This is a genomic window from Castellaniella sp., from assembly GCF_049673105.1.
Classification (GTDB): Bacteria; Pseudomonadota; Gammaproteobacteria; order Burkholderiales; family Burkholderiaceae_B; genus Castellaniella.
In genome coordinates, this window is sequence record NZ_JBATXG010000002.1 from 1 (window position 1) to 11,915 (window position 11,915).

Annotated in this window: 12 protein-coding genes; 9 read left to right on the plus strand and 3 right to left on the minus strand. The window is 62.8% G+C overall.

The features are described from left to right. From accB to WBF69_RS00490, 6 genes are all read left to right on the plus strand, one after another. On the plus strand, positions 1–269 hold a 269-nt coding region (gene accB, locus WBF69_RS00465; protein ID WP_424260113.1), incomplete at its 5' end, for an acetyl-CoA carboxylase biotin carboxyl carrier protein. Positions 270–272: 3 nt separating this feature from the next. Continuing rightward, positions 273–1,619 carry an acetyl-CoA carboxylase biotin carboxylase subunit gene (gene accC, locus WBF69_RS00470; protein ID WP_424260115.1) on the plus strand — a complete coding sequence of 449 codons (1,347 nt, stop codon included), beginning with the start codon at positions 273–275 and terminating at the stop codon, positions 1,617–1,619. A gap of 8 nt (positions 1,620–1,627) precedes the next feature. Next, complete coding sequence (prmA, locus tag WBF69_RS00475) at positions 1,628–2,542, plus strand: 50S ribosomal protein L11 methyltransferase (RefSeq protein WP_424260117.1); 915 nt, start codon at positions 1,628–1,630, stop codon at positions 2,540–2,542. A 17-nt stretch (positions 2,543–2,559) separates the two neighbouring features. Next, positions 2,560–3,537 (plus strand): zinc-ribbon and DUF3426 domain-containing protein, encoded by a 978-nt coding sequence (locus WBF69_RS00480; protein WP_424260119.1) that lies wholly within the window; start codon positions 2,560–2,562, stop codon positions 3,535–3,537. 12 nt (positions 3,538–3,549) lie between these two features. Then, complete coding sequence (locus tag WBF69_RS00485) at positions 3,550–4,503, plus strand: carbohydrate kinase family protein (RefSeq protein ID WP_424260121.1); 954 nt, start codon at positions 3,550–3,552, stop codon at positions 4,501–4,503. A 33-nt stretch (positions 4,504–4,536) separates the two neighbouring features. Then, the gene (locus WBF69_RS00490; protein WP_424260123.1) at positions 4,537–5,034 is read left to right on the plus strand and encodes a glycine zipper 2TM domain-containing protein; all 498 of its coding nucleotides are present in this window, start codon (positions 4,537–4,539) and stop codon (positions 5,032–5,034) included. A gap of 6 nt (positions 5,035–5,040) precedes the next feature. Here the strand turns inward: WBF69_RS00490 and WBF69_RS00495 are convergent, their stop codons facing one another. Beyond that, positions 5,041–5,607: a YggT family protein gene (locus tag WBF69_RS00495; protein ID WP_424260125.1), complete on the minus strand. Its 567-nt coding sequence runs from the start codon at positions 5,605–5,607 to the stop codon at positions 5,041–5,043. A 294-nt stretch (positions 5,608–5,901) separates the two neighbouring features. Here WBF69_RS00495 and WBF69_RS00500 point away from each other — a divergent pair, with 294 nt between their 5' ends. After that, positions 5,902–6,693 (plus strand): hypothetical protein, encoded by a 792-nt coding sequence (locus WBF69_RS00500; protein ID WP_424260127.1) that lies wholly within the window; start codon positions 5,902–5,904, stop codon positions 6,691–6,693. 135 nt (positions 6,694–6,828) lie between these two features. Here WBF69_RS00500 and WBF69_RS00505 read toward each other — a convergent pair whose 3' ends face one another. After that, positions 6,829–7,263, minus strand: coding sequence for a CopD family copper resistance protein (locus WBF69_RS00505; protein ID WP_424260129.1), 435 nt, complete (start codon positions 7,261–7,263; stop codon positions 6,829–6,831). 135 nt (positions 7,264–7,398) lie between these two features. On the opposite strand from WBF69_RS00505, the gene WBF69_RS00510 reads away from it, so the two are divergent. Continuing rightward, entirely contained in the window at positions 7,399–7,890 is a 492-nt protein-coding gene (locus WBF69_RS00510) for a hypothetical protein (protein WP_424260131.1), read from the plus strand. 9 nt (positions 7,891–7,899) lie between these two features. Here WBF69_RS00510 and gltX read toward each other — a convergent pair whose 3' ends face one another. Next, the gene (gene gltX, locus WBF69_RS00515; protein ID WP_424260133.1) at positions 7,900–9,318 is read right to left on the minus strand and encodes a glutamate--tRNA ligase; all 1,419 of its coding nucleotides are present in this window, start codon (positions 9,316–9,318) and stop codon (positions 7,900–7,902) included. A 108-nt stretch (positions 9,319–9,426) separates the two neighbouring features. Here gltX and WBF69_RS00520 point away from each other — a divergent pair, with 108 nt between their 5' ends. Then, complete coding sequence (locus WBF69_RS00520; RefSeq protein WP_424260135.1) at positions 9,427–11,883, plus strand: GNAT family N-acetyltransferase; 2,457 nt, start codon at positions 9,427–9,429, stop codon at positions 11,881–11,883. Positions 11,884–11,915: the final 32 nt, after the last annotated feature.

The window sequence follows — 11,915 nt, forward strand, 5'->3', positions numbered from 1 at the left end:
CTCCTGCGGCAGCCCCGGCTGCTGCCGTGGTGCAAGGCCATCAGGTCAAGGCGCCCATGGTCGGCACCTTCTACCGGGCGCCCAACCCCAATTCGCCTGCCTTCGTCGAGGTCGGCCAGACCGTCAAAGAAGGCGATCCGCTGTGCATCATCGAAGCCATGAAGCTGCTGAACGAGATCGAGGCCGATAAATCCGGCGTGATCAAGGAAATCCTGGTCGAAAACGGCGAACCCGTCGAATACGGCCAACCCCTGTTCATTATTGCTTAAGCCATGTTTGAAAAAATTCTGATTGCCAATCGCGGGGAAATCGCCCTGCGGGTTCAGCGCGCCTGTCGCGAACTGGGCATCAAGACCGTGGTGGTCCATTCCGAGGCCGACCGCGACGCCAAATATGTGCGGCTGGCCGATGAATCCGTCTGCATCGGCCCCGCTTCGCCGCGCGACAGCTATCTGAACATGCCGGCCCTGATCTCGGCGGCGGAAGTCACCGACGCAGAGGCCATCCACCCCGGCTACGGCTTCCTGTCGGAAAATGCCGATTTTGCGGAACGCGTGGAAAAAAGCGGTTTCGTCTTTATCGGCCCGCGCCCCGAAAGCATTCGTATCATGGGCGACAAGGTCAGTGCCAAACAGGCCATGATCGCCGCCGGCGTGCCGGTCGTGCCCGGCTCGGGCGGCGCGCTGCCCGACGACCCGGCTGAAATCCAGCGGATTGCCGAAACTGTCGGCTACCCCGTGATCATCAAGGCTGCCGGCGGCGGCGGCGGGCGCGGCATGCGCGTCGTCTACGAGGCCGGGGCGCTGATCAATGCGGTGGCCATGACCCGCACCGAAGCCGGGGTTGCTTTCAACAACCCCGAGGTCTACCTGGAAAAATACCTGGAAAATCCTCGCCACATCGAGATCCAGATCTTGGCCGATGGCGAGGGCAAGGCGGTCTGGCTGGGCGAGCGCGATTGCTCGATGCAGCGTCGCCACCAGAAAGTCATCGAAGAAGCCCCGGCGCCGGGTATCGACCGCGATCTGATCGCGCATATCGGCGAACGCTGCGCCGAGGCCTGCCGCCAGATGCGGTATCGTGGCGCCGGCACCTTTGAATTTCTGTACGAGAACGGGGAATTCTTCTTCATCGAAATGAACACCCGGATTCAGGTCGAACATACCGTCACCGAGATGATCACGGGGCTGGATCTGGTGCAGTGGCAGATCCGCATTGCCGCCGGGGAAAAATTCACCCTGCGTCAGCGCGATATCCATCTGCATGGGCATGCCATCGAATGCCGCATCAATGCCGAAGATCCGCATAAATTCACGCCCAGTCCGGGCAAGGTCACCAACTGGCATGTGCCGGGCGGCCCTGGGGTGCGGATGGATTCCCACGTGTTCACCGGCTATACGGTGCCGCCGTATTACGACTCGATGGTGGCCAAGCTCATCACCTATGGCGATGATCGGCATCAGGCGCTGGTCCGCATGGACATCGCGCTGTCAGAGATGATCGTCGAGGGGATCCGCACCAATATTCCCTTGCACCGCGAATTGCTGCAGGACGAGAATTTCGTCAAGGGCGGTACCAGCATTCACTACCTGGAACACAAACTGGCCCAGCGGTCGTAAGGCAAGGCATGCGCGAACTGGTGCTCAACTGCAGACAGGACCAGGCGGAAGCCTGGTCGGACGCGCTCTTGGATGCGGGCGCCTTGTCGGTGTCGGTCGAAGACGCCGATGGCGATACGGATCAGGAACAGGCGCTGTTCGGCGAGCCCGGTACCGAACCGGAAACCTTGGCCTGGCAGCGCAATCGCTTGGTCGCCCTGTTAGCTGATGGCGATGATCCCGCCCACTTGCTGGCGGCGCTGGATGGCCTGGTCGGGCCGGCTCCGGTCGACGGCGACTGGCAGCTGCGTGATGTGCCGGATGCCGACTGGGTGCGTTTGACGCAATCGCAGTTCGGGCCGATTACGGTGGGCGATCGCATCTGGATCGTGCCCAGCTGGCACCGCGAAGACACCGGCTTGCCGCCTGTCGGCAGGCAAGACGGCATCGTCCGCATCGAACTCGACCCCGGCCTGGCCTTTGGCACGGGCAGTCACCCCACCACGCATCTGTGTCTGGAATGGCTGGCTGCCAACCTTCAGGGCGGCGAGACCGTGCTGGATTACGGCTGCGGTTCCGGCATCCTGGCCATCGCAGCGCGTCTGCTGGGGGCTGGCACTACCTACGGGGTGGATATCGACGACCAGGCTGTAATGTCGACAGCACAGAATGCCGCCGTCAATCAGGTTCAGGTGCAAGCCTGTCTGCCCGATGCCTTGCCGGAAGGCACCAGTCAGATCGTCGTCGCCAACATCCTGTCCAATCCCCTGAAGATTCTGGCGCCCATGCTGTCGTCGCGGGTCGCGTCCGGTGGCTATCTGGTCCTGTCCGGTGTGCTGGAGCGTCAGGCCGACGAAGTCGCCCAGGCCTATGCGCCCTGGCTGCCGATGCAGGTGTGGGCGACCCGGGACGGTTGGGTCTGTCTTGCCGGGTGCAAGGCCTGACCCCCGCAGGAGAGGGCATGGACCTGACCACGCGTTGTCCGCAGTGCGGCACGGTTTTCCAAGCCAGCCTGTCGGATTTGCAGCTGCGCAAGGGCTATATCCGCTGTGTGCAGTGCTCGCATATTTTTGACGGCTATGCCGAAGTCGTGTCCGACGCGTCGGACGCGGCGGCGCCATTCATACCCCCTCCGGCAACTCAGGATCCGACCCCGAACTCTGCGGCGGATGCTTCGCCTCTATCGATCGACGCCGCGGAATATGCGGCGGCTCCCCAGGTGTTTCGCTCTGGTCGCAGTATGGTCGAACCGGATACCGAGCCGACCATCGGCTATGGTGATTTTCGGGCGGAGCCGCCGATCCAGGATCCCAATCGGCCTGCGCCCTTTGTGGTCGAAGCACGGCCCGGACGCATCAGTCAGGGCGGAACCGCCGCGCCTTTATTGCGCCAGAACGAGGCGCCGTCCTGGTGGTCGGGGGTCCTCCGTTTGCTGGCCCGCCTGCTGTTGCTGGTGCTGATCGGGTTGCTGGGCGGCCAGTTGCTGTATGTGTACCGCGCTCAGCTGGCGCAGGCCATTCCGGCCACGCGGCCCTGGCTGGAGCAGGCCTGCGTGCCGCTGCGCTGTCAGGTGCCCTATGCTCGCGATCTGGCGCGGCTGGTCATCACGGGGTCCGCGCTGAAGATCCAGGATGATCTGCCCAACGCGCGTGCGTCGGGTGCGGATTCCGCTGCATCGCCTTCTCCGCAACGGTTTATTTTGCAGGCGACGCTGCGCAATCAGTCCGAGCATGCGCAGGAATGGCCGACGCTGGTGCTGGATCTCAAGGATGCCGCCGGCACCTTGCTGGTGCGGCGCAATGTGGCCCCTGGCGAATATCTGGGGGCCGAACTCGCCCAGCGCCCCTTTGCCGCTCGTGCTGAAGTGCTGATCCAGGTACCGCTGACCCTCGATGGTCTGCGGATCAATGGGTATCAGCTCGATCTGTTCTACCCCTGAGGATATTTGTTCATGACCCCCAACCAGGATGTGCTGATTTGTGGTTCCATCGCTTTCGATACGATCGCCGTATTCGAGGGCCATTTTCGCGACCACATTCTGTCGGACAACATCAAATCCCTGAGCGTGTCTTTTTTTGTGCCGACGTTGCGCAAAGAATTCGGCGGTTGCGCCGGCAATATCGCCTACAACCTGAAGCTCTTGGGTGGGCGCCCCGTCCCCGTCGGGACGGTCGGCCAGGATGCCGACGATTATCTGCAACGCTTGCGCGATCTGCAGATTGATTCCAGTCTGGTGCGGGTGCTGCCGGACGCCTATACAGCGCAGTGCTACATCACCACCGATCTGGACAGCAATCAGATCGCATCCTTCCATCCCGGCGCCATGCTGCGTTCGGCTGAAAACGATCTGACCGGCCGCGCCGCCGGCTGGGCCATCGTCTCGCCCGACTCAAAGGAAGGCATGTTCGCCCATGCGGAACGCTTGCATGCGGCAGGCATCCCCTTTGTCTTTGACCTGGGCCAGGCCATGCCCCTGTTCGACGGCGACGACCTGCGTCGCATGATTGCGATGGCCAGCATGTTGACCGCCAACGATTACGAGGCCAGTATCATCGAAGATCGCATGGGGCAGTCTATGCCGACTATCGCTGCGGGTTTGCAGGCGGTCGTCGTCACCCGAGGCGAGCGGGGCTCGACGCTGTATGCCCAGGGCGAACAGATGGATATTGCGCCGGTGCCGGCCAGCCAGATTGTGGACCCGACCGGCTGTGGCGATGCCCATCGTGCGGGACTGCTGTATGGTCTGGTAAACAGCTGGTCCCTGCGGGATGCCTGCTGCTTGGCGAACGTCATGGGCAGTTTTAAAATCGCTAGTCAGGGTCCGCAGAATCACCACCCGTCTCGTGATCAAATTGTCGCGACGCTGCATCGTCACTACGGTATCGATGCAGGCGGTCTCGCCTGATTCATTGTTATTTGCCATTACGGGAGTCCTTTCATGGCGATCCGCAGTTTTTCTCTTTCATCCCGCGCCCTGCGCCTGACGGCGGTGACGGGGCTTTCCTTGTCCTTGCTGGTGTTGGCGGGCTGCGCCAACCAGTCGGCGTCGGGGTCCGTCTATACCTATGGCCAGGCTCAGCAGGAACAGGTCGTGCGCTATGGCACGGTCGTGTCCGTGCGCTCGGTCATCATTCAGTCCGATAAATCGTCTGGCGTCGGCGCTTTAGCCGGCGGTGCCTTGGGCGGCGTGGCCGGGAGCGCGATCGGCGGCGGACGCGGCCAGATCCTGACGTCCATCGGCGGTGCCTTGCTGGGCGGATTGGCGGGTAATGCCGTCGAAAATCAGGTCAACAAGACCCAGGGCCTGGAAATCACAGTGCGCCTGGACAATGGCGAGACCCGCGTGATTGCGCAGGCCAACGACATTGCGCTCAGTTCGGGCCAGCGGGTGCAGGTCATCAGCGGCGGCGGCCCTACCCGCGTCGTGCCGATGTAATCGGCGTCACACGCCGAATGTCGAAAACGCCAGGTGGTTCAGGATCATCATGACCACCTGGGCCACCACCAGCAAGACCAGCGGCGATAGATCCAGCCCCCCCATGCGGGGCAGGATGCGCCGGATGGGATCCAGCAGCGGCGCGGTCAGGGTGTAGAGCACCGGCATGACCGGGGACAGCGGATTGATCCAGGACAGCACAGCCTGGATCAAGGTGATCCACACAATCACATTGAACAGCCATTTCAGGCCCACCAGCAGCCCGGTCAGCAGCACCGAGCCGATGGCGGATGCCGGCGGCAACAGACCGCCCATGGTAATCAGCCAGGTCAGCAGCAGATAGACCATGGCCGTGATCCAGCAGGCCAGGATGCTGGGCCAGTCAAAGCGCCCGCTGACAGGGACAATGCGCCGGATAGGCTGCACCAGCCAGTCGGTGACGCGCAGAATGGCCTGGGAATACGGGTTGAATGGATGCAGGCGGATTGCAAAAATCCAGGCTCGTAGAATCAGGGCGATGCCAAAGAGCGAAAAGACGATATCAATCAGGAAAAGCAGGATGTCGCGGACCATGCGGTGCTCACAAATGGCATGAAGTAGGCCATTGTCGCATTAGCGCAAAAGAAGCGGCAAGCGGGCCGCGTATGGATTCGATACCGACCCCGATGAGGCCGCATTGAATCATGGGAAACCCATATGCATTCGGGCAAAAGACCTGGGTGGTCTTTTGCCCGAATAACGACGCCGGGCAGAGCTCCCGGCGCCGGTTGATGCCGATTGCCTGCTTAGGGGCGACCGCCTAGGGGGAACGGCCAGCTGCCCCCCGGGTTGGTGTCGGTACGGGCCGCGGAGGCGGTGGCGGCAGGCTTGCTGGCCGCTTTCTTCACGGCAGCGGTTTTGCTGGCAGCGGGTTTCTTTGCCGCAGCAGCCTTGGCAGCAGGCGCTTTTGCCGCCGGTTTGGCGGCTGCTTTCGCGGGCGTTTTTTTCGCTGCGACCGCTTTGCTGGCGGCGGGCTTGCTGGCGGCTGCCTTTTTCACGGGAGCCGCCTTGGCAGCGGTCTTTTTCGCTGCGGGTTTAGCAGCAGCTTTTTTAGCAGCGGGTTTGGCGGCTGCCTTTTTCGCTGCGGGTTTTGCTGCGGCTTTGGCCGTTGCAGGCTTTGCGGCTGCCTTTTTCACGGCAGCTGTTTTGGCAGCGGGGGCTTTGGCGGCGGCAGGCTTTTTAGCAGCAGCGGCTTTGGCAGCAGGTTTCTTTGCGGCGGGCTTGGCTGGCGCGGCTTTCTTGGCGGCGGGTTTGGCCGCGGCGGTTTTCGTTGCAGCGGGTTTGGTTGCCGCCTTTTTCACTGCCGGCTTGGCTGCTGCTTTGGCGGCAGGTTTTGCTGCAGTTTTGGCGACCGGCTTGGCCGCCGGTTTGGCGGCGGCTTTGGTCGTCGTGGCTTTGGCTGCGACAGCCGGCTTTGCAGCTGCCTTGGGGGCGGCTTTTTTGCTGGCGGCAGATTTGGCGGGGGTTTTGGCGGAGACGGGTTTTGCGGGTGAGGCTGCGGCTTTCTTGGCGGTTGCCATTGTCGGGCTCCTTAAGGCAAAAGGAAACGTCCACCCATTTGATATAACCCCCACGTCAGGTGCGGCTCATCTCAAATGGCGCAGGCGTGCAATATCATGAATATCACACGCATTCAAGTCTATCCGAAGGTGTGTGGGCTTCCAAGCACTGATGACGCTGAGGCGGCCTTTATCCCGCTACTGGATTGCGCTTTGTCTCGAAAAAGTCGCGTTTCTTTCTTTTTGGCAGGGTGCTTTACAGATAAAACATGGCCTTGGCCAGGAATACGATCAGCACCACGTGGCAGAACACGCTGAGGTGAATGATCTGAAAATGGCGGGATTTCAGCCGACCTGTCCCGCTCATGATCATGGCGAACATGAAATGCCCCAGCACACTGAACGCCAGGATGATTTTGATCCACAGCAGCGTGGCGAAATGGCTGTCAAAGGGCTGCGCCAGGGCATCCCGGAACTGCCATGCCATGCCCAGGCCGGCGCCGAACAGGATGATCATGACGAACGGCATGATGCGTCGGGCGCGGCGACCGATGGCCAATTCCACGCTGCGCATGGTTTCTCTGCCCAGGGGTTCGCGGATGCCTTCCAGGATCAACACCTCGAAGAACACGGTGCCCACGAACATGATGGCGGCAAATAGATGCAATGTGATGAGTATGGAATGGCTCATGTCAGTAGAATAATTGTTTTCCCCCGGGTCTCGCAGGGACCTGAAAATTGTAGGCCAGGAGGTCGGGGCCGTCAGGGCAGGCCATGTGCGGCGCGGGGGTATTGGATGACAATTGTCATGAACAGGAATCAAGTAATGCGATTCATTCGTTTTTCGATTGTGGCGGCAAGCGTGGCCGCCCTGGGGGCCTTGGCCGGTTGCGCATCGACCAAGCCGACTACCCCGCCCGCCGCGGCTGAAGCAGCAGCCCCGGCCTGCACGCCGGCTGCGCCTGGCGATGCGCTAGTGGGCAATTGGCTGTCGGTATCGTCACAGAAAGGCGTTGCAGGCGCCTTGCGCACGCTGTACACGCTGAATCCGGACGGCACCATGACGTACGTGGAACAGATCAAGCGGCCTCGCGCGCCTTCGCAGGGGCTGGAAGAATCCGGCTGCTGGGCGCGGGACAGCGGCGCTTTGGTGTTGCGCACCCTGGAATCCAATGGCGTGTCGGTGAATCTGAGCGATCCGATCTACACCAATCGCTACCGTATCCTGCAGTCTGATGCGGCCGAACTTCGGCTGCAGGGCGCCCAGGGCAGCGTGCGCGCACGGCGCATGTCGCCCGGCTATCGGCTGCCTTTTTGATGGGCGGATTTATCCGGCCAGGCTGGCGTCCAGGCGTTCAAGAACAGTGGTACGGCCCAGCAGGACCAGCACGGCGCTGATGGATGGGGTGTGCTTTTGGCCGGTCACGGCCACCCGCAGCGGAATCGCCAGTTTCGGCATCTTGACGTTTTCTGTCTTCAGGACGGATTTGATCAAGGTATCCAGCGCCTCGTCGGTCCAGGCGGGCAGGTCCTGGGCTTGCGCCCGGAAGGCATGCAGCAGACCCAGTGCGGTTTCGTCCAGCACTTCCGCCCGCAAGGCGGCATCTGCGGGCGTGTAAGGGCCGCAGAACAGCAGAGCGCCTTCGGCCAGGTCTTCCAGGGTCTCGCTGCGGTCGCGCAGCAGCGCCATGACGGCGGGCAGGTCGGCGGCTTGTGGGTTGCCGCCGCGCAGGGCGATGCGTGGAGCCACGCGGTCGGCCAGGTCGGCGGGGTCCAGCTGGCGCAGGGCATGCGCATTGACCCAGTTCAGTTTTTTCGGATCCCATTGCGCCGCCGAACGGCTGAGATGATGCGGGTCGAACCATTCCACGAATTGTTCGCGGGAAAAGAGTTCGTCGTTGCCGTGGCTCCACCCCAGGCGGGCCAGGTAGTTGACCATGGCGTCGGGCAGGTAGCCCAGGCGGTCATATTCCATGACGCTGACCGCGCCGTGGCGCTTTGACAGCTTCTCACCATCCGGCCCCAGGATCATCGGCACGTGGCCATAACAGGGCGGTTCGGCGCCCAGCGCCTGCAGGATCGTGATCTGGCGCGGCGTATTGTTGACGTGATCGTCACCCCGGATCACGTGGCTGATCTGCATGTCCCAGTCATCCACCACCACACAGAAATTGTAGGTGGGCGTGCCGTCCGGACGGGCGATCACCAGATCGTCCAGCTCGCCGTTGTCGAAGCTGATCGTGCCCTTGACCAGGTCATCCCAGGACGTGACGCCTTCTTGCGGGCTGCGAAAACGCACGACCGGCTGGATATCCGCCGGGATGGGCGGCAGGGTCTTGCCGGGTTCCGGACGCCAGGTGCCGTCGTAGCGCGGCTTGGCGCCAATCGCTCGGGCGCGTTCGCGCATGGCTTCGACTTCCGCCGGGGTGCTGTAGCAGTGGTATGCCGTGCCCTGGGCCAGCATGTCGGCGATGACCTGGCGGTAGCGATCCATCCGCTGCATCTGGTAGAACGGCCCTTCGTCGGGCTGCAGGTTCAGCCACTGCATGCCGTCCAGAATGGCCTGGACCGCTTCCGGGGTGGAGCGTTCCAGGTCGGTGTCCTCGATGCGCAACACAAAGGTGCCCCCGTAGTGGCGCGCGTAGGCCCAGGAAAACAGGGCGGTCCGGGCGCCCCCCAGGTGCAGGTAGCCGGTGGGGGAAGGGGCGAAGCGTGTGCGCACGGGGCGCGAGGCGGAAACGGTCATGGCGATGGTCGGCGGACAAGGTGCGTGTCACGCAAGCCCTGTAGAATCAAGATGGAAATCGTGTATTTTAAAGGACGCCCCATCTTTGGGGGTTTCGGGGTTGCGGTCATGTTGCGTCATCGTCTGGCGGCTTTGTTCGAGCCGCGCTCCTTGCTGGTTCTCAGTTCACATGAACTGCCCGTCGTGCAGGCGCCGCCGCCCCTGTTGCAAGGGCGTATCGCCGCTGTGCGGGTGGACGATGGCGGGCGCTGGCAATTGCCGGCGACGCTGGATTTCCTGCAGCCGGGACAGCGTCTGGACATGGCATTGCTGTGTCTGGACCCGGCTCTTTTGCCGACTGCTCTGGGGGAACTGCGCGCGCATCATCCGCGCGCCGTCGTGTTGCTGCCGCATGAAACCCCGTCCGCCGATCCGACCGAAACCCATATCTATTGCCAGGCCTGGGGGCGGATGAACGATTGCCTGGTGCTGGGTCCCGGCGCGCTGGGCATCCAGCGCCCGCATCTGGGACTGAACCTAAGCCTGGACCCGCATGGCGCACCGGTGGGGCGGGTCGCGCTGGTCGCGCAATCGAGGATGGTGGCGGCGGCTGTGCTGGACTGGGCCGGAGACATTCGGCTGGGGTTTTCCGCCGTCGTCTCTACCGGGGATGCGTCCGGCGTGACGACTGCCGAAGTCCTGGAATATCTGTCCATGGACACGCGCTCGGACAGCATCGTACTGTACCTGGAAGAAGCCGAGTCCTCCCGGCGCTTTGCAAGCGCGCTGCTGGCAGCGGCCAGCGTCAAGCCGGTCATCGTCCTGAAAGCCGGTCGTCAGGGGGCAGGCAACGATGCGGCTGCCGATGCGGTGTTCGATGCCTTGTTGCGGCGCACCGGGGCGGTGCGCATCCGGTTTTTCGTGCAGCTGTTCTCGGCGCTTAAGGTGCTAGTTCACACCAAACGCCAGCGGGGCCGGCGTATCGCCCTGTTCGCCAACGGCCACGGCGCTGCTCGCTTGGCGCTGGACTCCATCGGGTCTGGTGGCCCGGTGTCGCGCGCCGAACTTGGCACACAGACCCGGCGCGATCTGGCCGCCTTGCTGGAACCGGGCGCCGCCGTGGACAATCCTGTCGTCAGCCACGCGCCTTTGGATCCCGCCTGCCTGCGGCAAGCCTTGTCCTTGCTGGCGAGTGATAACAATGTGGACGGGGTGCTGGTGCTGATCGCGCCCGATGCGCTGTCGGATATGGATGCCGCGACGGAAGCTCTGGCGCAGTTGTCCGAGGCGGCGACCAAGCCGATCATTTCCTGCTTCCTGGGTGATGCTTCGATGCGGTCGCAGCGCCATCAGCTGGATGCCGTGGGCCTGCCGGCTTTCCGCACCCCCGAATCCGCCGCCAATGCCTTCGGCATTCTGGCGTCGTACCACTATAACCAGACGCTGGCCCAGCAAGCGCTGCCGCCCGAGATGTTGAACCGGCCACCGCGGCTGGACGAGGCCCGCACCCTGCTCAGCGATGCCATCATGTCGGGCCGCGAGGAACTGGATCGTTCGGCCTGCCGCTGGCTGCTGGATTGTTTTCATGTCCCCGTCCTGATGGAAGATCAACCCATCCCCGAGGCGGCCCGTCAGAACGTGCCTATGGCCATTCAGGTGCATCAGGACGTCTGTTTCGGGCCTTATATCCAGTTCGGGCCTGGTGGGCGTCCGGCGCAGCTGGCCTCGCCGCACCGCGAAATCGAATTGCCGCCGTTGAATAATTATCTGGCGCGGCAGCTGATCCAGCGTGGGAAATTCTGGTCCCGCGTGCTGGAAAAGGATCTCAGTCCGGCGGTCTTCGAACAGCTGCGCGAATCGCTGGAACGCATTTCCGAAATCGTCAGCGCCTTGCCGGGCGTGCGCTCCCTGCGCATCGACCCCCTGTGGTGGGACGACACCAGTCTGTTCGCCGGCAACGTGCAGATCGGCCTGGACCCGAATTACGATGGCGAGCGCCCTGAGAACCAGGCCTACCGTCACATGGCGATCCACCCGTATCCGCGCAGCATGGTGCGGCCCATGGTCATGGCTGATGGACAAGAATGGTTGCTGCGGCCCATCCGCCCAGAGGACGCCACCTTGCTGCAGGAATTCGTGCGTGGTCTGTCGGATGAATCGCGCTATATGCGCTTTGTGTCCATGCTGCGCGAACTGACCCCCCGGATGCTGGCCCGTTATACGCGGATCGACTACGACCGCGAAGTGGCGCTGGTCGCCACGGTGCAGATTCCCAATCCCGAAAACCGCGGCCTGCTGCGCGAACGCATCGTGGGGTTTGCGCACTACCTGCGCAATGCCGATGCGCAAGGCGCCGAATATGCATTGGTGATCGCCGACGATTGGCAGCGACGCGGCCTGGGCGGCGAACTCATGCACAGCCTGTTCCAGGTGGCGCGCCAGCAGGGTCTGCGCTACATCGAAGGCCTGGTGCTGGCCTCCAACCGCGCCATGATCGCCCTGATGACGTCCCTGGGCCTGCAGAACGACCCCGACCCCGAAGACCCCAGCATGCGAAGGGTATGGATGAATCTGGACACGAAATAGTCCTGAGGACTATTTCGTGCCTGATTCATCCG